The organism is uncultured Roseovarius sp. (assembly GCF_913057115.1).
In the GTDB taxonomy this organism is placed as follows: Bacteria; Pseudomonadota; Alphaproteobacteria; order Rhodobacterales; family Rhodobacteraceae; genus Roseovarius.
Genome location: NZ_CAJXNN010000026.1, coordinates 1 through 24,252, shown reverse-complemented (window position 1 = coordinate 24,252; position 24,252 = coordinate 1). Strand labels below are relative to the sequence as shown.

The following is a 24,252-nucleotide window of genomic DNA, read 5'->3' as shown; positions in this document are numbered from 1 at the left end:
CCCCGGCCTATCGTTAGCCTTGGAAGGACGACACGCCCACCTGCGCGGGGCGCAAGATACGGTCGTGCAGCATGAAACCCTGGGCAGAGACCTGAATGATCTCGCCTGATTTGGTGCCGGGCAGCGGGGCCTCGAACATTGCTTCGTGGTGGTTGGGGTCGAATTTATCGCCAACTTCGGGTGAAATCAGCGTGATGCCGTGCTTGGAAAAGACGTTGAGGAGTTCCCGCATGGTCAGCTCAATCCCTTCGATCAGGGCGGCGGACACCTCTTTCTGCTCGTCGGTGGCGGCCTCAAGCGCGCGCTTCATGTTGTCGTAGACAGGCAGCATGTCGCGGGCGAGTTTCGAGCCACCGTAGTTTTCAGCCTCGCGGCGGTCTTTCTCGCTCCGCTTGCGGGCATTTTCGGCCTCGGCCAGGGCGCGCATGAATTTATCCTGAAGGGCATCCCGCTCAGCGCGTAGCGCCTCGATCTCGGCCTCTGCGTCGTCGATTTCATCCGCGTGATGAGATTGTTCCTCGGCCTCGGCCTGAGCAAGGTCGTCGAGGAAGTCGTCGTTTTTCGGCTCTGCCATAATTCACCTTTAGCTGCGGTCAGCGATCAGCTTTCCAACAAGTTGCGCCGTGTAATCCACAATCGGCACGATACGTCCATAGTTCAGGCGGGTCGGGCCAATCACGCCCACCGCGCCGATGATCTTTCGGTCTGCGTTCATATAAGGAGAGACCACCAGAGAGGAACCCGAAAGTGAGAAAAGTTTGTTCTCGGAGCCAATAAAAATGCGCACGCCTTCGCCTTCATCGGCCAGTTCGAGGAATTCGGCGATGTCGCGCTTGCGTTCGAGATCGTCAAACAGGGTGCGAATGCGGTCGAACTCCTCTTCCTCGGTTTCCGAGTTCAGCAGATTCGCGCGGCCACGCACGATGAGGCGTTCGTAATTGTCGCTGTCGCCATCCCAGACCGCCAAACCGCTTTCTACAAGTTGATGGGCCAATTGGTCGATCTCTTGCCGTCGCGCGCTGATTTCGCGGGCGATCACGGTTTGCAGATCGGAGATGGTTTTGCCTTCGACCAGGGCGTTCAGAAAATTCGCCGCTTCGCGCATGGAGCTTGGCGTCTGTCCGGGCGGCGGATGGAAGATGCGGTTTTCGACATGACCATCGGCAAAGACCAGTACCACCAAGGCGCGATCATGTGACAGACTGACGAACTCGATATGCTTGATGGGGGCCTCATGCTTTGGCGCAAGAACCAGAGAGGCGCCCTGTGTGACCCCCGAAAGGGCGGAACCGATGCGATCCAACGCGCCGGTGACATCATCGGAATTTGATCCAAGGGTGGCATCAATCATCTTGCGGTCGGTGTTTTCGAGATCACCGACTTCAAGAAGGCCATCTACGAACATCCGCAGGCCTTCCTGGGTGGGGATGCGGCCCGCGCTGACATGGGGGCTGTCCAGCAAGCCGAGGTATTCCAGATCCTGCATCACGTTGCGGACGGTTGCCGCAGAGACCTTTTCGCTCATGTCGCGGGTCAGCGTGCGGGAGCCGACGGGATCGCCCGAAGCAAGATAGGATTCGACCACGCGGCGGAACACCTCGCGCGAGCGGTCGTTCATCTGTTCCAGTATTTTACCGGCGTTGCTCATATGTCCCATATATCCCGTATGATCCGCCATTAAAGATGCTTGTCGGAAAAGGTCAATCGGGGTTGCTATCCGACCAGCGGCGCATGTATCCCCAAACCAACCATGTTGAGGGAGATACCATGCGTCCGTCGGGTAGAAATTTAAGTGAAATGCGTGCTGTTTCAATCGAGACAGAGGTTACAAAACATGCCGAAGGCTCGTGCATGATCAAGATGGGGGATACCCATGTTCTGTGCACCGCCACGATCGAAGACCGCGTGCCGCCGTTCATCAAGGGATCGGGCCTTGGATGGGTCACGGCGGAGTACGGAATGCTGCCGCGGTCAACGACCAGCCGGATGCGCCGTGAGGCGACTGCTGGGAAACAAGGTGGCCGCACGGTTGAGATTCAGCGGCTTATTGGCAGGTCCTTGCGCGCCGGGGTTGACCGCGTGGCCTTGGGCGAGCGGCAAATCACCGTGGATTGCGATGTGATTCAGGCGGATGGCGGGACGCGCTGTGCCTCGATCACCGGGGGTTGGGTGGCGCTTCGTCTTGCGGTCAAGAAGCTGATGAAGATCGGCGACGTGGTGAGCGATCCGATGATTGATCCGGTGGCGGCGGTGAGCTGCGGGATTTACGCCGGTCAACCGGTTCTGGATCTGGATTATCCCGAAGATAGCGAAGCCGGAGTCGACGGGAATTTCATCATGACCGGATCAAAGCAACTGATCGAAGTTCAGATGAGTGCCGAGGGTTCGACGTATAGCCGGGACCAGATGAACCAGCTTTTGGATTTGGCGGAGAAGGGGGTTTTGGAGTTGGTCACGGCACAAAAGGCAGCAGTCGATGCGTAAATTCGACGGCGACACGCTTTTGGTGGCGACTCATAATGCCGGGAAGCTGGAAGAGATCGCCAATTTGCTGGAGCCTTTCGGCGTGCAGGTTGTTGGTGCGGCTGAAAAAGGCCTCGGTGAACCGGAAGAGACTGAAACGACCTTTGTCGGTAACGCACGGATCAAGGCCCATGCGGCGGCGAAAGCGGCCGGATTGCCGGCCTTGTCGGACGATTCGGGTATCGAGATTGATGCTTTGGACGGTGCGCCGGGTGTTTTCACGGCAAATTGGGCCGAAACCGAAAAAGGGCGCGATTTCACAATGGCCATGGGCAAAGCCCATGATCGGCTTTTGGAAAGCGGAAAACCCAAACCATGGACCGCGCGTTTTTGCTGCACCTTGGTGCTGGCTTGGCCGGATGGGCATGACGAGGTCTTCCCCGGCACGGTAGAGGGGCAGATCGTCTGGCCCATGCGGGGACATGAAGGACATGGCTACGATCCGATTTTTCAACCTGAAGGCTACGATAAGACCTTCGGGGAAATTGATCGCTGGGAAAAGAACAAGATCAGCCATCGTGCGGATGCCTTCGCAAAACTTGTGAAGGGCTGTTTTGGCTGAGGATTGGCAAAACGGGGGCTTTGCCCTCTATATTCACTGGCCGTTTTGTGAGGCTAAGTGCCCGTATTGCGATTTCAATTCCCATGTGTCGCGCCAAATTGATCAGGCCGCTTGGAAAGCGGCTTATCTCGCGGAATTGGACCGTTACGCGGAGTTAGTACCTAATCGCGTACTTAATTCTGTTTTCTTTGGTGGTGGCACACCCAGTTTGATGGATCCGGGCACCGTGGCCGCAATTCTGGAGCGGGTGCAAAAGCACTGGCCAGTTGCGAATGATCTTGAGGTTACGCTTGAAGCCAACCCCGGGTCGGTCGAAGCTGGTCGGTTCCGTGAATATGCGCAGGGCGGTATTTCAAGGATCTCTATGGGTATTCAAGCGCTGAATGATGATGATCTTCGGCGTCTTGGTCGGATTCACAGCGTGTCAGAGGCACGCCAAGCCTTTGATATTGCGCGCAAAAACTTTGATCGTGTCAGTTTTGACATGATCTATGCCCGGCAAGACCAGTCGCTTGAGCAATGGCGAAATGAACTGACCGAGGCACTGCAAATGGCCGTCGATCATTTCTCACTTTATCAGCTGACAATCGAACCCGGCACCGCCTTTGGAGACCGTTTTTCCAAAGGCGGCCTGAAAGGATTGCCGAAAGATGACCTTGCTGCGGACATGTATCAACTGACTCAAGATTTGTGTGAGGCAGAAGGGTTGGGGGCTTACGAGGTCTCCAATCATGCGAGAATCGGCGCGGAATCCCGTCATAATCTGATCTATTGGAGATATGGCGATTACGTCGGGATTGGCCCCGGGGCGCATGGGCGTGTTACACTGAAGGGAACCCGATACGCGACGGAAGCCTATTCCAATCCAACGCGGTGGCTTGCGAGTGTGCGGCAGCCTGAAGTTGAGAAGGTTTTTGAGCCTATTCCAGCGGAAGAACAGGCAATTGAGTTCCTTTTGATGGGCCTTCGCATCAATGAAGGAATTAGTAAGCGGCGGTATGAAAGCCTTGCCGGAGAACCTTTGCCGCGCAAGGCGCTGGATGATCTTCTTGACCTTGGGATGATCAATGAGGCTGGCGACCGGGTGCGCACAACCCAAGCCGGCCGCCTTGTGCTTAACTCGGTTTTGAACAGTCTGCTGACATCAGCTTGAGCTTAGTAAACGACAGAGTTCATCGAGCTGATCCAAAGTATCATAGGAAATAGTGATTTGACCGTTTTCCTGTCCCGGCTTGTGGTTCAACGAGACCTTCATACCAAGATTGGCAGATAGATCGCCCTCAAGTGCTTTTGTATCTGCATCTTTTGCCGGTGCGGTCGACTTCTTGCGATTGCCGTCCTCGGAGAAAATGTTGCCCATTGGCTTCTTCGCAAGCTTTTCGGTCTCACGAACTGAAAGCCCTTTCTTGATCACCTCGCGGGCCAGTTTGGCAGGGTCATCCGAGGTAATGAGGGCTCGTGCGTGCCCGGCTGAAAGCTGCCCCTCGCCAAGATAGGTCTGCACTTCTGACGGAAGGCCCAGCAGACGCATCGAATTCGCGATATGACTGCGGCTTTTGCCCAGGGCTTCAGCCAGCCTTTCTTGCGTATGGCCGAACTTGTCCATCAACTGTTGGTAGCCTGCCGCTTCCTCAACAGGATTCAAATCCGCACGCTGAATATTCTCAATAATTGCAACTTCAAGAACTTCGGTATCATCGAATTCCCGGATAAGAACGGGAACTTCGTGCAATTTCGCCATTTGGGCGGCGCGCCAACGCCGCTCACCGGCGACAATCTCGAAGGCCCCATCCGTGTCCGGCTTTGGGCGCACGATCAATGGCTGGATAATACCCTTTTCCTTGATGGACGCCGCCAAGTCATCAAGTTTTTCCGGGTCAAAGCTACGCCGAGGTTGGTCCGGGTTGGGCAAAATTTTCTCGATTGGGATGTCGCGCTCAGGCGCTTTGGGGGCCTCACCAGTCTGTGCGCTATCCTCGGCAACATCCGCCATTAGTGCGGAGAGCCCACGACCGAGGCCGCGTTGTTTGGTTTTTTTATCGGCCATGGCTGGCTCCCTTCGTTATGCGGCGGCTCGCGTTTGATTTTTCATAAGCTCTTGCGCCAAGTCACGATAGGCCTGCGCACCTTTGGAGCCTGTATCGTAGTCAAGAACGGAAACTGAATAGGACGGCGCTTCGCTGACGCGAACATTCCGGGGAATCCGGGTTTGAAACACAAGATCGCCAAGATTGTCGCGGGCGTCTTGCTCGACTTGGGAAGACAAGTTGTTACGGGCGTCATACATCGTCAGCACAACGCCTTCGATCCGCAATCCGGGATTGGCAGACTGGCGCACTTCCCGAATGGTCAGCATCAATTGCGAAAGACCTTCCAGAGCAAAAAACTCGCTTTGCAGCGGCACAAGCACGGAATGGGAGGCGACCATCGCGTTCACCGTCAAAAGGTTAAGGGACGGTGGGCAATCTATAAGGATATAGTCGAAGCCATATCCGTCCATGGCGTGTTGGCGCAAAGCGTCATGGAGCAAAAAACTGCGCTTTTCATTGGCAATCAGCTCGATATCCGCAGAACTCAGGTCAACCGTCGCCGGAATGATCATCAAATTGTCATCCTGCGTTGGGCGAATGACATCGGAAAGATCAATATCTTCGAGTAACAGTTCGTAGGTGGTGAACTCCCGCTCATCGGGTTCGATTCCGAGACCGGTCGATGCATTTCCCTGCGGATCCAAATCGACAATCATAACCCGCTGCCCAGCCTCGGCCAAAGCCGCGCCAAGATTGATCGTAGTGGTGGTCTTTCCAACGCCCCCCTTTTGGTTGGCAACGGCAATGATTTTTGGGCCGTGGGGACGAATGGGATCAGACACGGGAAACTCCTGTTATTCCAAGAATGGCGGGACCGTCTTCTGTTCTGCTTTTAGCAACCTGATAATCAAACTTCCACTGGCTTTGAGCGTCTTCAACCTCTTTCTGCCACGAAGCGCCTTTGGGAAAAAGCGCAACGCCATCCTTCGCCAAATGCTGTATCGTAAATGCAAGAAGTTTGGGCAAATCAGCCAAGGCGCGCGCAGACAAGACATTTGCGTGCAAACCCGGTATCTCTTCAATCCGCTGATTGAGAACGGTCGCATTTGCGCCAGTCTCGCGAAGAACAGTTCGCAGAAATGCGCATTTCCTGACGTCGCTTTCTACCAGAGTGACGCGCTTGGGCGATTCCGTTTCCAAGGCCAAGATCGCGATAACCAAACCGGGAAACCCACCGCCGGACCCAAGATCAACCCAATGGTCAATATCGTCGGGCGCCAGTTCGCGTATCTGCATTGAATCAATGATGTGCCGCGTCCACAGATCATCGAGGGTATTCTTTGAAACAAGATTTATCCGAGGATTCCACTTTCTAAGCAAGTCAGCAAAGCACTCCAACCGATCCAATGTTTCACGTGAAACATCAGATAGCGGTGGCCGTCCACTCATGCTGATTTCACCCGGCGTTCTTTGCGCAACCGTGCCAGGATCAGGGTGAGTGCGGCTGGCGTCACGCCATCTACCCGCGCTGCCTGTGCCAAATTCGACGGGCGCGCCACAGTCAGCTTGGATTTAAGCTCATTTGAAAGCCCCTCTATGCCCTCATACGAGAAATCATCCGGAATTTCTTGCGCTTCATCACGCTTCATCATCTCAACATCTTGCTTTTGTCTTGCAATATAGTTGGCGTATAGAGCATCTTTTTGAAGCTGGGAGCGCGTTTCGCCGTCAATTTCCTCATATGCCGGATCAAGGGTTATCAAGGTTTCAAAATCAATGTCCGGAAAGGCCAAAAGCTGAAACGCCGTGCGCTTCGTCCCATCCTGATTAATCTTCAAGCCTGTCGAAGCCAGGTCTTTCGGGGTGTAGCTTTTGGAATTCAGCATCTCCCGCCCGGCATCCAACCGCTCCATCTTTTCCTCAAATAGCCTCTGGCGCATCTCGCCAACACATCCAGCGGCCAATCCGATGGGCGTGAGTCGTTGGTCAGCGTTATCAGCCCGTAGCGACAATCGGAATTCCGCACGCGATGTAAACATCCTGTATGGCTCAGACACGCCACGCGTGACAAGGTCATCAATCATCACGCCAATGTAGCTATCCGACCTGCTGAAAAACACGGGCTCATGTCCTGAAACCGATCGGGCCGCATTCAACCCCGCAACCAAGCCTTGAGCCGCCGCTTCTTCATAGCCGGTTGTTCCGTTGATTTGACCGGCAAGATAGAGGCCGGGCACAGACTTGACCGCCAATGTCGCATCAAGATTACGCGGATCAACATAATCATACTCGATGGCGTAACCGGGTTGCAGGATGACAGCGTTCTCCAATCCATGAATGGATTGCACATAGTCCTCCTGAACCTCTTCGGGGAGCGATGTGGAAATCCCGTTCGGGTAGATCACGTTGTCAGACAGGCTTTCAGGCTCAAGAAACACTTGATGCGATGTCTTTTCAGCAAACCTGACAACCTTGTCCTCGATCGACGGACAGTAACGAGGACCGACGCCATCAATATGGCCACCATACATCGCTGATCGATCGAGATTCTTACGAATGATCTCATGGGTTTTTTCATTCGTATGTGTGATCCCGCAGGACACCTGCCGCGCAAACGGGGCCTCGGAGAGAAAGGAGAATAGAACCGGATCCTCGTCACCGGGCTGCTCCTCCAGACCCTCCCAATTAATCGTACTGCCATCCAAACGTGGTGGGGTGCCCGTTTTCAAGCGCCCGAGCGTAAGGCCGAAGGAATCAACCCGCTCTGCAAGTTTTATCGAAGGCTTGTCACCCATTCGACCGCCTGCACGGGATACATCTCCAATATGGATGACGCCCCGTAGAAAAGTTCCGGTCGTCAGCACCACGGCACCCGCCTTGACTTCCGATCCATCCAACAAGGTGATACCGGCAACTCGGCCATTTTCCAGGATGAAGTCTGCGGCTTCGCCTTCGATCACCGACAGATTGGGTTGCGCCTCAATCTCCGACAGCATTGCCTCACGATAGATCTTGCGGTCAGCTTGCGCGCGGGGGCCTTGCACTGCCGGGCCTTTCCGGCGATTGAGCAGTCGGAACTGGATGCCGGCTTGATCCGCCACGCGCCCCATTACACCATCAAGCGCATCAATCTCCCGGACCAAATGACCTTTACCAAGCCCACCAATGGCGGGGTTGCACGACATCACACCAATGTCGCGCCTCGAAAGGGTGACAAGGGCAGTTCTTACACCAAAGCGCGCCGCTGCATGTGCGGCGTCAGCACCTGCGTGACCGCCGCCAATCACGATGACATCAAAATGTTTCACGTGAAACACTCCTCATTTCCCGAGGCAAAAACTGCTGAAGATTTCATCCAGAACATTCTCGACATCTATGCGTCCTACCAAAGAATCAAGCGCGCGAATAGCTGTTCTAATCTCTTCGGCTGCCACATCGGCGGTTTTCTCACCTTGAGGCAAGAGAGCGCTTGCATCGTTCAGCGCACCATAGCCCTTGGCCATCGCCAGCCTGTGTCGTTCCCGTGTAGCGATTGCCGCATCTGCAGCGCGCTCGGACAGGGCATACGTGATTTTCTCGATCAAAGCGCCAACACCTTGCCCGGAAAGGCCAGAGACAGCGTTGTCAGGAGTTTCCAGAAGATCGGCCTTCGCCTTAACGATAATATCATCAACCTGGACTGAAAAATCAGGTCGCTGATCATTCTCAACCAAAAAAACCCTCAGGTCTGCTTGTTGCGCTCGCTGCTTGGCCCTGTCGATCCCGATCGATTCAACGAAATCCTCCGTCTCCCGAAGACCTGCTGTGTCAAGGATTGTTACCGGGAGACCGTTAAGGTCCATCCGCACCTCGATCACATCACGCGTTGTACCGGCGTATTCCGAGGTGATCGCAGCATCGCGCCCGGCTATCGCATTCAGCAATGTCGACTTTCCGACATTTGGCGCACCCACGATGGCTACCTCGAACCCTGTTCGTATCCGCTCAGATACGCCAACACCCTGGATTTGCCTTTCAAGACCATCTTGGACATCGGACACAAGCTCTGCGACCTCTGGTCCAACATCAACGGGCACATCCTCATCTGCGAAGTCAATCGTAGCTTCCAAAAGGGCTGCGGCGCGGATCAGTTTTTGCCTCCAGCCTTCAGCGAGGTCTCCGAGATCCCCAGATAGCACCCGCAGAGCCTGCCGCCTCTGTGCCTCGGTCTCCGCTTCAATGAGGTCGGCAAGACCTTCGACTTGCGAAAGCGACAGCTGGCCGTTTTCCAGAGCACGGCGTGTGAACTCACCCGGCTCAGCTGCGCGAAGGCCATCTATTCCTCCAAGTACACGCAAGATAGATGCAATAATCGCCGTACTGCCGTGGATTTGAAATTCGACGACATCCTCGCCGGTGAAGCTGGCATTGCGGCTAAAGGTGAGGACAAGCGCATCATCCAGGTGCATTCCGTCTGGATCGCGCAATGTTCTCAATACCGCCCGGCGACGCATCGGCACATCACCTGACAAAACCTCGCAGGCGTGAAAGGCCAAAGGGCCGGACACGCGGATTACCGCGACGCCGGCCTTTCCTTGCGCCGTCGAAAGCGCATAGATCGTATCCATGGGCGTGACCCCGCGCGAAACCCTTTAGGTGTTCATTGAATCGAAGAACTCGGCATTCGTCTTGGTCTGCTTGAGCTTCGACAAAAGGAACTCGATCGCATCGGTGGTCCCCATCGGGTTCAGGATGCGGCGCAGAACATAGGTTTTCTGCAAGTCCAGTTTGTCGATCAACAGGTCTTCTTTCCGGGTGCCGGACTTCAGGATATCAATCGCCGGGAAGACGCGCTTGTCGGCGATCTTGCGGTCAAGGACAAGTTCAGAGTTGCCCGTGCCTTTGAATTCTTCAAAGATCACCTCGTCCATGCGGCTACCGGTGTCGATCAACGCAGTCGACACGATCGTCAGCGAGCCACCTTCTTCAATGTTCCGCGCCGCACCGAAGAAGCGTTTGGGGCGTTGCAATGCATTCGCATCCACACCACCAGTCAGGACTTTACCGGAGGAGGGCACAGTTGTGTTATAAGCTCTACCAAGTCTTGTGATTGAATCGAGGAGAATAACAACATCTCGTTTATGCTCAACGAGCCGTTTAGCTTTTTCAATGACCATCTCTGCCACGGCAACGTGCCGTGCAGCCGGTTCGTCAAAGGTAGAGCTGATAACTTCACCCTTCACGCTTCTCTTCATGTCCGTCACCTCTTCGGGACGTTCATCAATGAGAAGCACGATCAGGTAGCATTCGGGGTGGTTCTTCTCGATGCTGCTCGCGATATTTTGCAGGATAACTGTTTTACCAGTCCGCGGCGGTGCCACAATCAAGGACCGCTGGCCTTTGCCAATCGGTGCCACGAGGTCGATAACGCGTGCTGAACGATCCTTGATGGTCGGATCATCCACTTCCATTTTCAGACGCTCATCGGGATAGAGCGGGGTCAGGTTATCAAATGCGATCTTGTGGCGAGCGCGCTCAGGATCTTCATAGTTGATCTGCGTCACAGAGGTGAGCGCGAAATAACGTTCGTTATCGTCCGGTGCCTTGATCTGGCCTTCGACGGTATCGCCAGTGCGCAATGAATGCTGACGGATCGTTTCAGGCGACACATAGATGTCGTCAGGACCGGGCAGATAGTTCGCCTCGGAGGAGCGCAGGAAACCAAAGCCGTCCTGAAGAACCTCAAGAACGCCATCGCCATATACGGTCCAGCCTTCATCTGCCCGCTCTCGCAGAATCTGGAACATCATCTCGCCTTTGCGCATGGTCGAGGCGTTCTCGATCTCAAGCTCTTCGGCCATGGCAAGAAGGTCTTTGGCAGTATGGGCCTTGAGATCAGACAGGTTCAGATGATCATCGGACATGGGGGTACCTCTGGACAGTGCGCGTGCCGCGCATGTCGATATGTGTCTTAGGAGAGATAGTCACCCGGACGGGCGCTTGAGCGCTTCATACGCATCGCATGTCATCGAGTCAATCCAAGCTCAGAAACGAACGACGACAGACAAGACAATTATCACCATGAGAACCGTCGGAACCTCGTTCATCATCCGAAACTGACGACCGGTCAGGCTGTTTTCTGCACTGGCGAAATCCTTGCGCCGCAAACCCAGCCAGTGGTGAAACCATGTCATTGCAAGAATCGAAACACCCTTCGTATAGGGCCAGATCGCACCCCAATCGACAATACCGGGCGTCAAGACAAGTGCCAGGCCAAACAGCCATGTCGCGATCATGGCCGGGTTCATTATCACGCGCATTAGCTTTTCTTCCATCGTCTGGAAGACTTCATCGCGACTGTCGCCCGGTTGGGATTGTTCCGCGTGATAAACGAATAGCCGGGGAAGATAGAATATACCCGCCATCCATGAAATCACGGCCATGATATGGATCGCCTTGTTCCACGGATAAAGCGAGATCAGGATATCGGTCATTGTTGTCCCCGGTTTGCCATTCTTCTCTATAAATAAAAAAGAAAAGAAAAAAGGATGATGATGTTTAAGGGAGCCGGTTTTCTGTGGATTAATGGCTTTTGTACTGAGTTCTACACAAACTAATGAGATTGTTGACAACTGTGTTGGTAAATTTTTCACATTTTCGTCGAAAGAATAATTAATATAAATAAATCAAAGACTTAATAGGATGCATCTGTGTTGGACCAATGTATATAGAATTGGGAAAGAAACTCCATAATACCGGTTTTTCCTTCGCAAACCGTTATTCTTTTCCCCGCGTGGATAGACCGTGATTACTGGTCGAGTTTTCCCATCCACGAAATGGAGTTCTCAGAAAGCTGGAAATTCCACGCAATGGTTCATAGAACCTTAACAAGTTTATGCAGCGAGTTGTCCACATGCCCCAAGACATCATACTGGCCTCTGGTTCGGATATCCGCGCGGCAATGCTGCGGAATGCCGGTGTGGGTTTTGACGTTGTCGTGCCTCGCGTCGATGAAAATATGGTCCGGGATGCCCTTTTGTCCGAGGGCGCATCCGCCCGGGATATCGCCGATGCCTTGGCAGAAGCGAAGGCACGCAAAGTCAGCTCCAAGACCCCAAGCGCGCTTGTGATCGGCTGCGACCAAGTCTTGAGTTGTGGCAAGGAGCTTCTTTCGAAACCCGAAACTCCTGATGATGCAATTAATCAGCTCAAAAGATTGCGTGGCGGACGGCATGAACTTTTGTCGGCTGTGGTTATTTACGAAGGCGGAGAGCCAATCTGGCGCAATGTGGGTCTTGTCCGGATGGCGATGCGGGATTTCTCGGATGACTACCTTGTCGATTATGTTGATCGTAATTGGGAGAGCATCAAACACTCAGTTGGTGGCTATAAACTTGAAGAAGAAGGCGTACGGCTTTTCACACAGGTTCAGGGCGATTACTTTACAGTTCTCGGGCTGCCATTGCTGGAATTATTGAACTACCTCACGGTGAGAGGAGACCTGCCAAAATGAGCGATACCCGTATCCCCCTCGCCGGTGTGATCGGATCCCCGATTGCTCATTCAAAATCTCCGCAGCTGCATGGTCACTGGCTCAAGACCTATGGAATACAGGGTTACTATGTGCCCATGGATGTGAGTGCGGATGATCTTGAGCAGGTTCTCGAAACCTTGCCGAAGATGGGTTTTGTCGGCGTGAACATCACTGTCCCTCATAAGGAAAAGGTTATGGAGTTCGCAGATCTGGTCACGGATCGTGCAACTCTGATAGGGGCCGCAAATACGCTTACTTTTCAAAAGGATGGCAAACTGCGCGCTGACAATACCGACGGATATGGATTCATTGAGAACCTGCGCCAGAATGCACCCCAATGGAATGTAAAATCCGGGCCAGCCGCGATCCTTGGGGCAGGGGGTGCGGCCCGGGCGGTCATCGCCTCGCTTCTGGAGGCGGGCGTGCCGCATATCTATTTGTCGAACAGAACCCGCATTCGCGCCGAAGCACTACAATCTGAATTTGGAAAACGCATTGAGGTTGTCGAATGGGTACAAGCCGGCAACATGCTTGAAGACTGCGTGACGGTCGTCAACACGACCTCTCTTGGGATGCTTGGAAAGCCACCTTTGCGCGTTCCCCTTGATGGATTACGTAAAGAGGCACTGGTGACCGATCTTGTTTATGCGCCTTTGAAGACCCGTCTTCTGGCCGAAGCAGAAGAGATCGGCTGTACCACGGTTGATGGCCTTGGAATGTTACTGCATCAGGCTGTTCCGGCATTCGAACGCTGGTTCGGCGTCCGGCCCGAAGTTGATACAGCCACGCGTGCCGCGGCCTTGAGATGAGTTTCCTACTAGGCCTCACCGGCTCGATTGGCATGGGCAAATCCACCACGGCGAAGATGTTTGCCGAGGAGGGTTGCGCGCTTTGGGATGCCGATGCTGCTGTTCACCGGCTTTATTCCGAGGGCGGCGCAGCGGTCGGACCAATTGCTACCATGTTCCCTGAAGCCATTGAAAACCGAGTGGTATCGCGCAGTAAGTTGAAGGAAATCATTGACAGCGACCCATCGGCACTCAAGCGCATTGAAGCCGTTGTTCATCCACTCGTTGCGAAAGACCGTGAGGATTTCATTGCACAGACAGACGCTGAAATTATCGTGTTGGATATTCCGCTTCTGTTTGAGAATGGTTTCGAGTCAAGATTGGATGCCGTGGCTTGTGTATCCGTTCCGGCAGATGTTCAAAGACAGCGGGTTTTGGAGCGTGGCACCATGAACGAAGCTCAATTCAATGCCATTTTGGCACGACAAATGCCGAATGAAGAAAAATGTGCCCACTCCGATTTCGTGATCGAAACCGACACGCTTGAGCATGCCCGCCAGCAAGTCCATGATGTCGTTGCACAGATCAAGAGCAGGCTGGCCAATGCGTGAGATCGTTCTCGATACCGAAACCACAGGCTTTGACCCCGAACAGGGTGACCGGATTGTCGAAATCGGGGCGATTGAACTGTATAATCACATGCCGACCGGTCGGACCTTTCACGAATACATAAACCCTGAGCGCGGCATGCCGCAGGACGCCTTTGATGTTCACGGCATCGGTCCGGACCTTTTGGATGTGCCACGCCCACCAAAGCCCGGCGAAGTGATCTTGCGTGACAAGCCTTTGTTCAACCAGGTGGCGCAGGCGTTCGTCGATTTCGTCGCTGATGCCAAACTGGTCATTCACAATGCGGCGTTCGATATGAAATTCCTGAATGCCGAACTGAAATGGCTGAACTTCCAACAGCTTCCTTGGGAGCAGGCCGTGGATACCCTTGCCATCGCTCGCAAGAAGTTCCCGGGTTCGCCGGCGTCATTGGATGCGCTTTGTCGTCGGTTCAATATCGACAACTCGTCGCGCACCCTTCACGGTGCGCTGCTCGACTCTGAAATCCTGGCGGAAGTTTATCTTGAACTGATCGGCGGCAGGCAGCCCGATTTTGCTTTGAACGTTTCGTCATCCGGGGCGCAGGATACGGCGAGGTCCGTGGAAACAGCTTGGCGCCCGCAACCAAGACCAAATCCGTTGCTGTCGCGCCTATCTGAGAAAGAAGCCGCCGCCCATGCCGAATTTATCGAGTCGATGGGCGACGGCGCGCTTTGGACAAAACTGGGCTGACTCAGGCGTCAGGCCTGTCTTTCTTTTCCGCCTCTGCCGCGGCCTGACGGCGGGCGATTTCCTTGCGGTAAAGCTGCACGAAGTCAATGTTCTCAAGATTGAGCGGCGGGAAGCCACCGTCACGGGTAACATCGCTTACGATGCGCCGAACAAACGGGAATACCATCCGCGGGCATTCAATCAAAAGGAAGGGGTGAAGCTGATCTTCGGGAACACCTTCCACCTCGAAAACCCCGACATACTCCATTTCCAATAGAAACAGGGGCTCTTCCGTGCCCTTGTTCTTGGAATTCACAGTCAGTTTAAGAATGACCTCATACTGGTTTTCAGCCGAACGCTTCTTGGCATCGAGGTTTACCCCCACCTGCACGTCCGGTTGAACCTCGCCACCGCTGCCGCGCTGCGACAGGATGTTTTCGAAGGACAAGTCGCGCACGAACTGTGTAAGTGCGTTCATCTTAATCTGTTGCTGGTCTTGAACGCCGGTTTTTTCTTCGGCCATTTTTCATCTCCACAAAGAACAAAGCTGTCGGCAGTTGGCTTAGCAGCAAGGGTTGGCCGCCTCAATGCCTTGTCCAACCGGAATCGCCTTTGGATTGCTGGTCATTTGGTCCGACCTCGTGATATTCCGTCTCGATCACATCGGGCTGATGGGGGCGGCGCGGCTTATCCGGCCCCATTTCGAACCTTTGAACATGCACGCGCTTGCGTAGATAATTGAAAACAGCGTGGCGTACCGGGGGTGCCAAAAGCGCGAAGCCAATGCCGTCGGTGAAAAACCCAGGCGTCAGCAAAAGCGCCCCGGCGATCAGGATCATCGCCCCGTGTGCCAAAGGTTCTGTCGGGTCGTCGAGGTCCGAGAACGAGCGCCGCAGGTTGCCCATGGCCATGGCACCTTGCGTCCGGACCAGCCATGTCCCCAGAATTGCAGTCAAAACCACGATTCCCAAGGTTGGCCACAGGCCAATCGCACCGCCCACTTGGATGAAAAGAGCGATCTCGATCAGCGGAACCAAAAGGAATGCCGCAAATAGCCACATTGGTGAAACTCCATTATCAATTGACCCTTGTGGTAGACTTGGGCCTATCAGTCACCTACATAAGTTCGGAACGGTTTTCATACCATGCCCCGCACGAAAAGAGGTGCCCATGAATTCGCCCATCATTCAGCTTTTGGTCTTGGCTGGAATTGCGATTTTTCTGATCCTAAGGCTTAAAAGCGTCCTTGGAAGCCGAGATGGCTTCGAGGGATCGATGCAGGACGGCCGCCGCGAAGGCCCGACAGATAGCCGCCGCCAGGACTTTGAAGTGATTGACGGTGGACCCGATTACGACATCATCGACAACGTCCCCGAAGGTTCAGATAGCGCCAAAGCCCTGGCCGAAATGAAACGTGTCGAACCGTCATTTGGCGTAGGGGATTTTCTTCAGGGCGCGCGTGGTGCCTATGAAATGATCTTGATGTCTTTTGAAAACGGAAAACTGGAAGATGTCGCGCCGTTCCTGTCGGAAGATGTGTTTGAGGCTTTTGCCCAAGTCGTCGATGCCCGAGAGGAACAAGGCCTCAATGTCGAGGCAGAGTTCATAGGTGTCCGCGAGACATCACTCAGCAATGCGAGTTTCGATCCTGAAACACGCCGCGCGGAATTGAGCGTGCGTTTCGTGGGCGAGCTTGTCTCGGTGGTCCGCGACAAGGACGGTGAGATCATCGAGGGCAAGCCGGGACAGCCCAAGCGACAGAAGGACAGTTGGACCTTCGAGCGCATCATGGGGTCAGATGATCCCAACTGGCGGCTTGTTGCCACGGGCGAATGATCCGCGCGCTGCGTCTTTTATTCCTTGCTCTGCCGTGGCTGGCTTTACCCGCCACGGCAGAGGAAGTAACGCGCAAAGTCCTCACGTTCGATGAATTGAAAGGCTGGGAAAGCGATAATCACGCCAAGGCGTTATCGACCTTTCTAAACACTTGTGCGGATATGGACGACCCTGATTGGCGCGCGCTTTGCGCCTTGGCGCAGCAAGAACCCGATGCGAAATCCTTTTTCGAACTGTTTTTTCGTCCAGTGGTGATTGATAACAGATCGCGTCCCTTGTTCACGGGTTATTTTGAGCCGGAACTCGACGGTGCGCTTCGCCCTTCGGCCCGCTATCGCTACCCACTGTATCGCGAGCCAAATGTTTCGAAAGTGTCCAATCCCTGGTTGACCCGGCGTGAGATTGAAACTGGCGATTACATGCAAGGAAAAGGCCTTGAGATCGCTTGGGTCGACGATCCCGTCGAGCTGTTTTTTTTGCAGATCCAAGGTTCTGGGCGTATTCGCCTACCCAATGGGAAAGTGATCCGCGTAGGTTACGGCGGATCAAACGGGCATGATTACCGATCCATCGGTGTGGAGCTTGTACGGCGCGGCATTTACAGTGTTCATCAAGTCTCGGCAGAGGTGATCAAAAACTGGGTCCGCCGGAACCCCGTCGAAGGACGGGAACTGCTGTTTCACAACCCGTCCTATGTGTTCTTCCGCCGATTGGATAACGTGCCGGCAGAGGCCGGACCGCTTGGAGCCATGAACCGTTCGATCACTGCCGGGCGCACGATTGCCGTCGATCCGAAGTTCACGCCGCTCGGCGCCCCGGTCTGGATCGAGAAAGGCGGTAAAACCCCGATGCGCCGATTGATGGTGGCGCAGGATACAGGGTCGGCCATCAAGGGACCGCAGCGGGCTGATATATTCTTTGGCACGGGCGATGCAGCGGGTCGGGCAGCTGGCCGTCTGCGCGACCCTGGGCGCCTGATCGTCTTGATGCCGATTCAAAGGGCGTTTGCCATGGCGACGGACCTTGCCCAATGAGCCGGAGGCGCCTCAAGCCCGAGGAACTGGAGTTGTGGCGCAAAGTGGCCCAGACAACCGAAAAGCTGCATCCAGACCGCAAGCAAAGAGATACGCCGCTACCCAAGCCGACGCCAAAGAAGACTCCCAAAGCACGTATGGAAGCCTTTGACCTGGGCCAGAATGCAAGGCCCAAGAATGCATCCCATGATATCGAACCCGACGTGGCCGAAAGGCTCAGGGCAACGCCGGTTCAGATGGATCGCAAGACTTTTGGTCGATTGAAACGTGGCAAGATTGTCCCCGAAGGCAAGTTGGACCTGCATGGCATGACCATGGATCAAGCCCACCCATCCTTGATCGCGTTCATTCTCAGGGCGCATGCCCAGGGCAAGCGCCTTGTTCTGGTCATCACGGGGAAAGGCAAGGACCGCGACGAAGGCGGACCGATCCCGGTACGGCGGGGTGTTTTGCGCCATAACGTGCCGCATTGGCTGTCGACTCCGCCCTTGGGCCAGGTTGTCTTGCAAGTTAGCGAAGCGCATCTCAAACACGGCGGCGGTGGCGCCTATTACGTTTACTTACGCCGTGCGCGTTAGGTCGGGTCTTGCGCGGGTGATGCCGATACCCATCATCACGGATGTGAAAACAAAGTAGGCCGCAACCAGAAGGTATTGCACCTCGATTCCAAGGCCCAGATCAATCCCCACGCCTGTCAGGCCGGGGCCGATGGCAGACCCGAAAACCATGATGGCCGCGGCCATGGCCTTGATCGACCCGATATGCCCGGTTCCATAGAATTCTGCCCAGAAAGCATTGGGCAGAGTGGTGTTGGCCCCGGTCGTCATACCAAGGAAAACAAAGCCGAAAAGTGTCGTGAGTGGGCCGGTTGAGATGGAAAACAGGACAAAAGCCACCACCATCGGAAGCTGCATGTAAGGGATCAAGCGGGCGGTGCCCCACCTATCCAAGGCCCAGCCGGAAAACACCATCGTAGCGATACTGATACCGGTGTAGAGAGGGAACATGGCGACAAGTTCGACATGCGCAATGCCCTTAACTTCGGCGAAATGCACCTGGTGGAAAAAGAAGGCGGTATTGAAAGCCGCCGGGCCGAGCAGGGCGGGAACCATGAACCAAAAGAGGAAGTGATGGAGCGTCTGGCGGCGTGTCCAATGACGCGCCAACATGCCAAGTGCTTGGTCGGATTTTGCCCAGGACTGAGGCGTGCGTTCTTCACGCAATAGCAATAGGATCAGGGGGATACCAAGAATAGCGATCACGGCCGCAAGACCCCACAAAGCCCGCCAATCCCACGCCAGCATGAGCGCCACGAAGATCAGTGGCAACAGGGCCTCACCGCCCGCAAAGCCCAGTGTTGCAACGGACAAAGCCTTGCCACGAGTGGCGATGAACCAGCGGGACATCGCGACCACGGCGATGTGGGAGGTCATGCCCTGGCCGGTGAATCGCAGGGCGAAAATTACCACTGGAAGCAACCACCAGACGGGGTTGAGCGCCATGGAGACACAGGCTAAAGCCAACAAAATCAATATGATAGAGGCCAGAACGCGGACGCGAAAACGATCGGTCAAGCCACCGGCCCAGACCATCAGCGCCGCCGAGACCGTGGTGCCCAAGGTATAAATCCCGCCCCACTGGCCGTGACTCAACCCAAAATCCCCCATGATCTTTCCGGCGAAGATGGAGATGAAAAACGTTTGTCCAAAAGAACTTAAGAAGGTCAGCAGCACGCCAGCCGACAACCAAGGCGCATTTTCACGCAGGAAATTGAGCAATTGTCCCATGCACCTTTCGTCGCCTGAAATGCCCGCGAAGGAAAGCCGTTTTTGAGCGGAGAATAGACGTTGGAGGCCAATTAAAATACCACCTAAAGGGGCCGGTCCGCAGAAACTTGAGATACTGATCAGTCTACGAAGTTGACGCTCAGCGATCTATGGTGCGCTACGAAAGCATTAGGCCCAAAGTTCATTCTCAAAAATACACCCCGAAAAATCCGACGATGTCATCACCCGGCCAGCCGGGTGTCGTCCTCTGCGTATTGTTCAACGCGTGAGAATTCGACGTGAAAGGTCGTACCGGTGCCGATTTGGCTTTCATAGTAGATGTTCCCCTGCATCTGCTTGGCCAGTTGACGTGAAATGTGCAGGCCAAGGCCTGAGCCTTGCGTGCTGGACTTTCCGCCGTTGGTTACCTGCTCGAACCGGCCAAAGACCTGATCTTCCATGCCTTCGGGGATGCCGTGGCCGGTGTCCGTGATCGACAGTCTGACATGGTCATCGGTAACCTCGATCATCCCTTCCACAACGCTGTTTTCAGCGGAGAACTTTATCGCGTTCGAAAGCAGGTTGTCGATGATCTGACGGATGGCAAAGGCGTCGCCGGCGACATACGCAGGATGCTCCGGCTCTGTTTTGACAAGGCGGACCCCACGTTCGGTGGCAAAGATCTGGTTCTCGTCAAGCCCGTCCTGAAGCAGGCTGTCAAGATCAACAGACTCATTCTCAAGCGACAACGCACCGATGTCCATCTTTTGCGCCAACAAGATCTGGTCAATCAGCCGCGACAGGCGGACCCCGTTGCGATGCGCAATATCGAGCGAGGATTGCATGGGGGCGCTGAGGTCGCCAAGGCGACCGCTGAGCGCAAGCGCCAAGCCGCCTTTGAGCGAGGTCAGGGGCGTGCGCATTTCGTGGCTGATGACCGAAACGAATTCATCCTTCGCACGATTGGCGTAATCTGCCTTTTTCAGGGCCTCTTCCAAGGAGGCGTGGATGGCGATCCGGTCGGTGATATCCACGAAGGTTACGCTCCAGCCCAGAACGGCGCTGGATGGGTTGAGTGGGTTCTCGACCTTCTGAATGCGCGGTTCATAATCGCGTTGTCCTATGCGAAGGTGGGTGCCGTTTTCGATCTTGCCACCCTGCTCGATATTGGCAAACAGATCTTCGAGGATATGACCGTTGCCATTGTTCAGGCCCCGGGATTTGGCGGCGGTGTTGGTGAGGACGATGTTCCCCTGCCTGTCGATCAGGACAACCGGTTCGCTCATCGTGTTGAACAACACGGACTGACCGACAGAGGCCATATCCATCGTTTTGTTGGTCACCAGAAGCCAAGAAAACGCAAGGATTCCAAGCGTGAACATGAAGGCCGTAGGGTCAAGCCCGAAGACCGTGAAGCCAAGGCCGACATAGGCCGCGTTCATGGTGAGGGGCGTCAGGGTGATCACCGTGAGCATGGTCAGCAATGGCCACGCGGCGCGTTTGGCGCGGGCAAAGGCCTTGGCAAGGCACACGAGCGTGGCAACGACGTAAATGTAAAGCGCTGCGATGATTACGTAAAAGCCGGGGCCATGCACATAGTCTATGTGGTCGGCTCCGTCGGGAATGGCCGAGCTTGCCGCATAGACAAGATGGTGCCATTGGTTGGTCGCGGCGAAGGCGAAGATCAGGGCGGGCGTCAGGATCAGGGCGGCGCGGGCCGGGCGTTTCCGCACCCATGCCGCGTTGTCCACGAAGGCGAAAACAAAGAAACACCAGGCAACCGGGATCAACCCATTGCCCAGCCAAGCCAAGGTCGCCCATTGGAACTGACAGGCAAAGGAGCTTGACGCCGCTTCGAGACCGACAGTGAACAATGTCCACATCATGCCGATAAAAGTGAGGGCGTAGAAGGGTTTACCGTTGAATGACTGGGTCCTCAGCATCAAGACCAAGGTCAACCCGGCCAGCGCAATAACGCCTGCCGTGCCAATGAAAACAGGGTCTGCCAGCGCTCCCTCAAAGCATGTCATTGCATGTGTCCCACGATTTTATGATCTTTCAAACACTTCAAGCATAGTCTTGTGTTCAAAATTTGACCTGATTTTGAAGTTGGTCATCCGCCCCCTTTTACCCGACTTGCCGCAAGATCGCACCCGTCGAGTTTTGCCCCGGCTGAGCCAGATCGGCGCGCAGGGGGGCGGCGGGCGAGAGACGTACGACCCGTACGTTTCGTACGCCCGTTTCGTACGAAACCCCGAGGATGTCAGGGGAAGCGCGCGCCACGGCCAACCCCACCCCGAAACGCCGAAAAACCCCTGTCGGTATCACGTCGGTATTTTGTCGGTATGACGACGGTGGGCTTTGGGGGGGTGAGACACGTCCGAGCCGTCCGGTTTAGACGTGGGTTTTGGACGGAATGGGGAGGTTTCGTGGGGTGTTTGTGGGTTGTAGGGAGAGTGGAGGAATTTGGGCGGAAAGTGTGAATTCGCCGCAAGCGCGAAAGTCTTGATGGTTAGTCCAATAGCGGATGTTCGTTGCTCAAACCCGCCATAGCGCCCCAGTTTTGGGTCGCACTTTCATTAACCTCGCTGGATCCTCGGCTGTCTCTCGTTTTCAATACCCAGCAGTATTATACAGAAGACGCCATCCCGTTTCGATAAGGCGGATTGCGAAGTTCAAGACACGAGTTGTCCAAGCACGGCGGCTGCTGCTGACGGCACCGCAACGAGAACCTCAAAAAGGATCGTTGTTAAGAGGCGACTCGATAATTGTCCAATCATCCGTTACGTGTTGTGCAAAGGGTATCACTGGCATCAATACTTTAAGAATTCTCCGGGCAGTCTAGGTTCAATGAAAATTCATCAAGCACTCCTGACTAAAGGATACTTCCCAAAAGAGCTTCCATCTGTCTTCACTACCCAAGACTTCGGTGAGCAAGTGGATGACATTCTTCAAGACTGGGAAAAAGCTGGTGTTTTCCGGCTGTTAAAGTTGTCGGACGAATTGCCGGGCGGGAAGAAGCGAAGCGGGGCGTACACGTACAAGCTTGATGATGCAGAAGCTGAAAGACTCTCCAAGCCCAAGCGTGGGTATGAAAGACGAGAGATACACATCACTCACCCGCTGCCGCAAGCGTTGCTGGCACGGGAGGTTGGTACTCATTGGAGGTCAGTGCAGAGGTGGCTATCTCGGCAAACGTACTCGGTCGATGAAATCCGTGTCGGCGATGACTACGAACGAGCTATCAAGGGGATAAACTTTGCTCTTCATGAGGCGAAGAAGTCCTACCTTCAGGCCACATCTGATTGGGTAGTAACCACAGACATCACACGCTTCTATCCATCCATATACACGCATTCAATTGCTTGGGCGGCCTATGGCAAGGAACGGGTGAAACGAAACCTGAATGCATACAAAGGGTCATTTGCAGATCGTCTCGATCTGTTGGTTCGTTCATGTAATCGGAATCAGACGGTTGGAATTCCAGTTGGCCCTGAAACCTCCAGAATTATTGCGGAAACGATCTCTGCAAGAATAGATCAAAGTTACTCTGCCCGGTTTCCAGATTCCAACAAGGAAAATATCGACCGTTTGCAGGATGATTGGATGGTTGGAATAGGCACCCTTGAGGGAGCAGAAACAGTGCTTTCAGCCATCAGTGGGCTCTACCGAGAATATGGCCTGGATATCAACGGCAGCAAAACTTCAATAGATCGAATTGTTGGTGAACGTGAGAGTGCGTGGATCTCTGAGATAAAGGCTTTTTTGTCTCACCGTAGTGGTAGTCTTGCCGGCTCCCGGCTTCGCGAGTTTCTTGAGCTTACCCTTGTACTCCAATCTCAAAACCCTACGGCATCGGTGGTAAGCTACGCACTATCCGTTGTTGAAGGTGTTGCAATTGAAGCAGCCGATATTCCCGTGGTGGAGTCGTTTCTCATCAAAGCGGCTGTGGTCGCTCCAAGTTCCATGGATCGCATTTGTCGTGTTGTATTGGATGTACAGAGCCGGACCAATGGTCTTTCGGCCAAGCGTATTGGCTCAAGGTTCATCAATCTTGTAAAAGTAGCTTTGGAAAAAGGACATCACTACGAGGCAATCTGGTTGCTTTATACCTTGCGCGGTCTGAAACGTCCCGTGGACATTAGACCCTTAAAAGACTTGATTGCTAATATGGAATCTGCGGCTATCGCTCTGATCTTACTCGATATGAAATCTAAAGGGCTTTGTGTCGGTAAGCTTCCTACGCAGATCTGGGAAGGCAAGATTTCAGAAGACAGTGTGAAGTCGGATTGGACTTGGTTGCTGGCATATGAAGCGTATCGTCACGGCTGGATGGTTGATCACAACAAGCTTCTGAATAAACCACTTTTTAAGGCCATGTCGTCTCGCAACGTGGTTTTTTATGATCCCAAGCGGAACATAAATACTTCTTCCAGCGAAGCTGACAACAGAATGACCAGACGCAAAAGAAGTATGGAGGAGGTTCGAAAGCTCCTTGAAAGCCTTCGCGGGGTCGCAGCAGTGGGACACCAATCAGGATATTATTAATCAAGTAGCCTGAATTGACGTCTCTTACGATGCGTAAGGGCTCCTGCAACCAACAAACTGATTCCTTCGTCCACCAACTTTTAGTTGGTCGGAATCCAATTTCCGCAATGCAGGCTGCGACTGCAACATCTTGACCCCGCCGTGAACGGCAGGAATGGGCCGGTTGTGACTAAAGCACATACCTCGACAAATCCGCTGATTTCATCAGCTCGCCCAGGTTCTCCTCGACAAAGCCTGCGTCCACCGTCACGCCTTCGCCGGCGCGGTCCGGCGCGGTGAAGCTGAGTTCTTCGAACACCCGTTCCATGACGGTATAGAGCCGCCGGGCGCCG

24 protein-coding genes and 1 pseudogene are annotated in these 24,252 nt (G+C 54.4%); 11 read left to right on the top strand and 14 right to left on the bottom strand.

Annotated elements, in window-relative coordinates; all coding sequences use genetic code 11:
• Window positions 1–13: 13 nt before the first annotated feature.
• Together QZ498_RS11705 and hrcA are read right to left on the bottom strand one after the other, a co-directional pair.
• Window positions 14–574, bottom strand: coding sequence for a nucleotide exchange factor GrpE (locus QZ498_RS11705; protein ID WP_294622449.1), 561 nt, complete (start codon window positions 572–574; stop codon window positions 14–16).
• A gap of 9 nt (window positions 575–583) precedes the next feature.
• On the bottom strand, window positions 584–1,648 hold the full coding sequence (gene hrcA / locus QZ498_RS11700) for a heat-inducible transcriptional repressor HrcA (RefSeq protein WP_294622446.1): 1,065 nt from the start codon (window positions 1,646–1,648) through the stop codon (window positions 584–586).
• Between the two features lie 119 nt (window positions 1,649–1,767).
• Here hrcA and rph point away from each other — a divergent pair, with 119 nt between their 5' ends.
• The 3 genes from rph to hemW are packed head-to-tail and all read left to right on the top strand — an operon-like array spanning window position 1,768 to window position 4,238.
• Window positions 1,768–2,484 (top strand): ribonuclease PH, encoded by a 717-nt coding sequence (gene rph / locus QZ498_RS11695; protein ID WP_294622445.1) that lies wholly within the window; start codon window positions 1,768–1,770, stop codon window positions 2,482–2,484.
• On the top strand, window positions 2,477–3,085 hold the full coding sequence (gene rdgB, locus QZ498_RS11690) for an RdgB/HAM1 family non-canonical purine NTP pyrophosphatase (RefSeq protein ID WP_294622443.1): 609 nt from the start codon (window positions 2,477–2,479) through the stop codon (window positions 3,083–3,085). The genes rph and rdgB overlap by 8 nt, the downstream gene beginning before the upstream one ends.
• On the top strand, window positions 3,078–4,238 hold the full coding sequence (gene hemW / locus QZ498_RS11685; RefSeq protein WP_294622441.1) for a radical SAM family heme chaperone HemW: 1,161 nt from the start codon (window positions 3,078–3,080) through the stop codon (window positions 4,236–4,238). The genes rdgB and hemW overlap by 8 nt, the downstream gene beginning before the upstream one ends.
• Here hemW and QZ498_RS11680 read toward each other — a convergent pair.
• From QZ498_RS11680 to QZ498_RS11650, 7 genes are all read right to left on the bottom strand, one after another.
• Window positions 4,230–5,132 carry a ParB/RepB/Spo0J family partition protein gene (locus QZ498_RS11680; RefSeq protein WP_294622439.1) on the bottom strand — a complete coding sequence of 301 codons (903 nt, stop codon included), beginning with the start codon at window positions 5,130–5,132 and terminating at the stop codon, window positions 4,230–4,232. The two genes, hemW and QZ498_RS11680, sit on opposite strands and share 9 nt — an antisense overlap.
• Before the next feature lie 15 nt (window positions 5,133–5,147).
• Window positions 5,148–5,957 carry an AAA family ATPase gene (locus QZ498_RS11675; protein WP_294622437.1) on the bottom strand — a complete coding sequence of 270 codons (810 nt, stop codon included), beginning with the start codon at window positions 5,955–5,957 and terminating at the stop codon, window positions 5,148–5,150.
• Complete coding sequence (gene rsmG, locus QZ498_RS11670; protein ID WP_294622435.1) at window positions 5,950–6,564, bottom strand: 16S rRNA (guanine(527)-N(7))-methyltransferase RsmG; 615 nt, start codon at window positions 6,562–6,564, stop codon at window positions 5,950–5,952. The genes QZ498_RS11675 and rsmG overlap by 8 nt, the downstream gene beginning before the upstream one ends.
• Window positions 6,561–8,423 carry a tRNA uridine-5-carboxymethylaminomethyl(34) synthesis enzyme MnmG gene (gene mnmG, locus QZ498_RS11665; RefSeq protein WP_294622433.1) on the bottom strand — a complete coding sequence of 621 codons (1,863 nt, stop codon included), beginning with the start codon at window positions 8,421–8,423 and terminating at the stop codon, window positions 6,561–6,563. The genes rsmG and mnmG overlap by 4 nt, the downstream gene beginning before the upstream one ends.
• Before the next feature lie 12 nt (window positions 8,424–8,435).
• Window positions 8,436–9,722, bottom strand: a complete 1,287-nt coding sequence (gene mnmE, locus QZ498_RS11660) for a tRNA uridine-5-carboxymethylaminomethyl(34) synthesis GTPase MnmE (RefSeq protein WP_294622431.1) — start codon at window positions 9,720–9,722, stop codon at window positions 8,436–8,438.
• A 24-nt stretch (window positions 9,723–9,746) separates the two neighbouring features.
• Window positions 9,747–11,018 (bottom strand): transcription termination factor Rho, encoded by a 1,272-nt coding sequence (gene rho, locus QZ498_RS11655; RefSeq protein WP_294622429.1) that lies wholly within the window; start codon window positions 11,016–11,018, stop codon window positions 9,747–9,749.
• A gap of 120 nt (window positions 11,019–11,138) precedes the next feature.
• Window positions 11,139–11,588: a CopD family protein gene (locus QZ498_RS11650; protein ID WP_294622427.1), complete on the bottom strand. Its 450-nt coding sequence runs from the start codon at window positions 11,586–11,588 to the stop codon at window positions 11,139–11,141.
• Between the two features lie 419 nt (window positions 11,589–12,007).
• Between QZ498_RS11650 and QZ498_RS11645 the strand changes: the two genes are divergently transcribed.
• Genes QZ498_RS11645 through dnaQ form a run of 4 tightly spaced genes read left to right on the top strand, consistent with a single transcriptional unit; the run spans window position 12,008 to window position 14,757 of the window.
• On the top strand, window positions 12,008–12,607 hold the full coding sequence (locus QZ498_RS11645; protein ID WP_294622426.1) for a Maf family nucleotide pyrophosphatase: 600 nt from the start codon (window positions 12,008–12,010) through the stop codon (window positions 12,605–12,607).
• Window positions 12,604–13,437 (top strand): shikimate dehydrogenase, encoded by an 834-nt coding sequence (locus QZ498_RS11640; RefSeq protein ID WP_294622425.1) that lies wholly within the window; start codon window positions 12,604–12,606, stop codon window positions 13,435–13,437. The genes QZ498_RS11645 and QZ498_RS11640 overlap by 4 nt, the downstream gene beginning before the upstream one ends.
• Window positions 13,434–14,027 (top strand): dephospho-CoA kinase, encoded by a 594-nt coding sequence (coaE, locus tag QZ498_RS11635; RefSeq protein ID WP_294622424.1) that lies wholly within the window; start codon window positions 13,434–13,436, stop codon window positions 14,025–14,027. Before QZ498_RS11640 ends, coaE begins: the two co-directional genes overlap by 4 nt.
• Window positions 14,020–14,757, top strand: a complete 738-nt coding sequence (gene dnaQ / locus QZ498_RS11630; RefSeq protein WP_294622422.1) for a DNA polymerase III subunit epsilon — start codon at window positions 14,020–14,022, stop codon at window positions 14,755–14,757. The genes coaE and dnaQ overlap by 8 nt, the downstream gene beginning before the upstream one ends.
• 1 nt (window position 14,758) lies before the next feature.
• Here the strand turns inward: dnaQ and secB are convergent, their stop codons facing one another.
• Both secB and QZ498_RS11620 read right to left on the bottom strand, forming a co-directional pair.
• A complete protein-coding gene (gene secB, locus QZ498_RS11625; protein ID WP_294622420.1) occupies window positions 14,759–15,259 on the bottom strand; it encodes a protein-export chaperone SecB in 501 nt (166 codons plus the stop codon).
• A gap of 61 nt (window positions 15,260–15,320) precedes the next feature.
• Complete coding sequence (locus QZ498_RS11620; RefSeq protein ID WP_294622418.1) at window positions 15,321–15,797, bottom strand: FxsA family protein; 477 nt, start codon at window positions 15,795–15,797, stop codon at window positions 15,321–15,323.
• Window positions 15,798–15,906: 109 nt separating this feature from the next.
• On the opposite strand from QZ498_RS11620, the gene QZ498_RS11615 reads away from it, so the two are divergent.
• Genes QZ498_RS11615 through QZ498_RS11605 form a run of 3 tightly spaced genes read left to right on the top strand, consistent with a single transcriptional unit; the run spans window position 15,907 to window position 18,184 of the window.
• Window positions 15,907–16,572, top strand: coding sequence for a Tim44/TimA family putative adaptor protein (locus QZ498_RS11615; protein WP_294622410.1), 666 nt, complete (start codon window positions 15,907–15,909; stop codon window positions 16,570–16,572).
• Window positions 16,569–17,606, top strand: a complete 1,038-nt coding sequence (locus tag QZ498_RS11610; RefSeq protein WP_294622408.1) for an MltA domain-containing protein — start codon at window positions 16,569–16,571, stop codon at window positions 17,604–17,606. Before QZ498_RS11615 ends, QZ498_RS11610 begins: the two co-directional genes overlap by 4 nt.
• Window positions 17,603–18,184: a Smr/MutS family protein gene (locus QZ498_RS11605; protein ID WP_294622406.1), complete on the top strand. Its 582-nt coding sequence runs from the start codon at window positions 17,603–17,605 to the stop codon at window positions 18,182–18,184. The genes QZ498_RS11610 and QZ498_RS11605 overlap by 4 nt, the downstream gene beginning before the upstream one ends.
• On the opposite strand, the gene QZ498_RS11600 is transcribed toward QZ498_RS11605, so the two are convergent.
• Both QZ498_RS11600 and QZ498_RS11595 read right to left on the bottom strand, forming a co-directional pair.
• Window positions 18,167–19,393: an MFS transporter gene (locus tag QZ498_RS11600; protein WP_294622404.1), complete on the bottom strand. Its 1,227-nt coding sequence runs from the start codon at window positions 19,391–19,393 to the stop codon at window positions 18,167–18,169. The two genes, QZ498_RS11605 and QZ498_RS11600, sit on opposite strands and share 18 nt — an antisense overlap.
• Before the next feature lie 221 nt (window positions 19,394–19,614).
• A complete protein-coding gene (locus QZ498_RS11595; RefSeq protein ID WP_294622402.1) occupies window positions 19,615–21,402 on the bottom strand; it encodes a histidine kinase N-terminal 7TM domain-containing protein in 1,788 nt (595 codons plus the stop codon).
• An 820-nt stretch (window positions 21,403–22,222) separates the two neighbouring features.
• Here QZ498_RS11595 and QZ498_RS11590 point away from each other — a divergent pair.
• Window positions 22,223–23,920 (top strand): RNA-directed DNA polymerase, encoded by a 1,698-nt coding sequence (locus QZ498_RS11590; protein ID WP_294622400.1) that lies wholly within the window; start codon window positions 22,223–22,225, stop codon window positions 23,918–23,920.
• A gap of 169 nt (window positions 23,921–24,089) precedes the next feature.
• On the opposite strand, the pseudogene QZ498_RS11585 reads toward QZ498_RS11590, so the two are convergent.
• Window positions 24,090–24,252 (bottom strand): annotated as a pseudogene (locus tag QZ498_RS11585) (HslU--HslV peptidase ATPase subunit); the annotation flags it as partial.

What these genes read in the sequence shown, in the direction of transcription:
- QZ498_RS11705 (WP_294622449.1), bottom strand. Translation starts at nt 574, where the DNA reads ATGGCAGAGCCGAAAAACGACGACTTCCTCGACGACCTTGCTCAGGCC.
- hrcA (WP_294622446.1), bottom strand. Translation starts at nt 1,648, where the DNA reads ATGAGCAACGCCGGTAAAATACTGGAACAGATGAACGACCGCTCGCGC.
- rph (WP_294622445.1), top strand. Translation starts at nt 1,768, where the DNA reads ATGCGTCCGTCGGGTAGAAATTTAAGTGAAATGCGTGCTGTTTCAATC.
- rdgB (WP_294622443.1), top strand. Translation starts at nt 2,477, where the DNA reads ATGCGTAAATTCGACGGCGACACGCTTTTGGTGGCGACTCATAATGCC.
- QZ498_RS11680 (WP_294622439.1), bottom strand. Translation starts at nt 5,132, where the DNA reads ATGGCCGATAAAAAAACCAAACAACGCGGCCTCGGTCGTGGGCTCTCC.
- rsmG (WP_294622435.1), bottom strand. Translation starts at nt 6,564, where the DNA reads ATGAGTGGACGGCCACCGCTATCTGATGTTTCACGTGAAACATTGGAT.
- mnmE (WP_294622431.1), bottom strand. Translation starts at nt 9,722, where the DNA reads ATGGATACGATCTATGCGCTTTCGACGGCGCAAGGAAAGGCCGGCGTC.
- rho (WP_294622429.1), bottom strand. Translation starts at nt 11,018, where the DNA reads ATGTCCGATGATCATCTGAACCTGTCTGATCTCAAGGCCCATACTGCC.
- QZ498_RS11650 (WP_294622427.1), bottom strand. Translation starts at nt 11,588, where the DNA reads ATGACCGATATCCTGATCTCGCTTTATCCGTGGAACAAGGCGATCCAT.
- QZ498_RS11645 (WP_294622426.1), top strand. Translation starts at nt 12,008, where the DNA reads ATGCCCCAAGACATCATACTGGCCTCTGGTTCGGATATCCGCGCGGCA.
- QZ498_RS11640 (WP_294622425.1), top strand. Translation starts at nt 12,604, where the DNA reads ATGAGCGATACCCGTATCCCCCTCGCCGGTGTGATCGGATCCCCGATT.
- coaE (WP_294622424.1), top strand. Translation starts at nt 13,434, where the DNA reads ATGAGTTTCCTACTAGGCCTCACCGGCTCGATTGGCATGGGCAAATCC.
- dnaQ (WP_294622422.1), top strand. Translation starts at nt 14,020, where the DNA reads ATGCGTGAGATCGTTCTCGATACCGAAACCACAGGCTTTGACCCCGAA.
- secB (WP_294622420.1), bottom strand. Translation starts at nt 15,259, where the DNA reads ATGGCCGAAGAAAAAACCGGCGTTCAAGACCAGCAACAGATTAAGATG.
- QZ498_RS11620 (WP_294622418.1), bottom strand. Translation starts at nt 15,797, where the DNA reads ATGTGGCTATTTGCGGCATTCCTTTTGGTTCCGCTGATCGAGATCGCT.
- QZ498_RS11615 (WP_294622410.1), top strand. Translation starts at nt 15,907, where the DNA reads ATGAATTCGCCCATCATTCAGCTTTTGGTCTTGGCTGGAATTGCGATT.
- QZ498_RS11610 (WP_294622408.1), top strand. Translation starts at nt 16,569, where the DNA reads ATGATCCGCGCGCTGCGTCTTTTATTCCTTGCTCTGCCGTGGCTGGCT.
- QZ498_RS11605 (WP_294622406.1), top strand. Translation starts at nt 17,603, where the DNA reads ATGAGCCGGAGGCGCCTCAAGCCCGAGGAACTGGAGTTGTGGCGCAAA.
- QZ498_RS11600 (WP_294622404.1), bottom strand. Translation starts at nt 19,393, where the DNA reads ATGGGACAATTGCTCAATTTCCTGCGTGAAAATGCGCCTTGGTTGTCG.
- QZ498_RS11595 (WP_294622402.1), bottom strand. Translation starts at nt 21,402, where the DNA reads ATGACATGCTTTGAGGGAGCGCTGGCAGACCCTGTTTTCATTGGCACG.
- QZ498_RS11590 (WP_294622400.1), top strand. Translation starts at nt 22,223, where the DNA reads ATGAAAATTCATCAAGCACTCCTGACTAAAGGATACTTCCCAAAAGAG.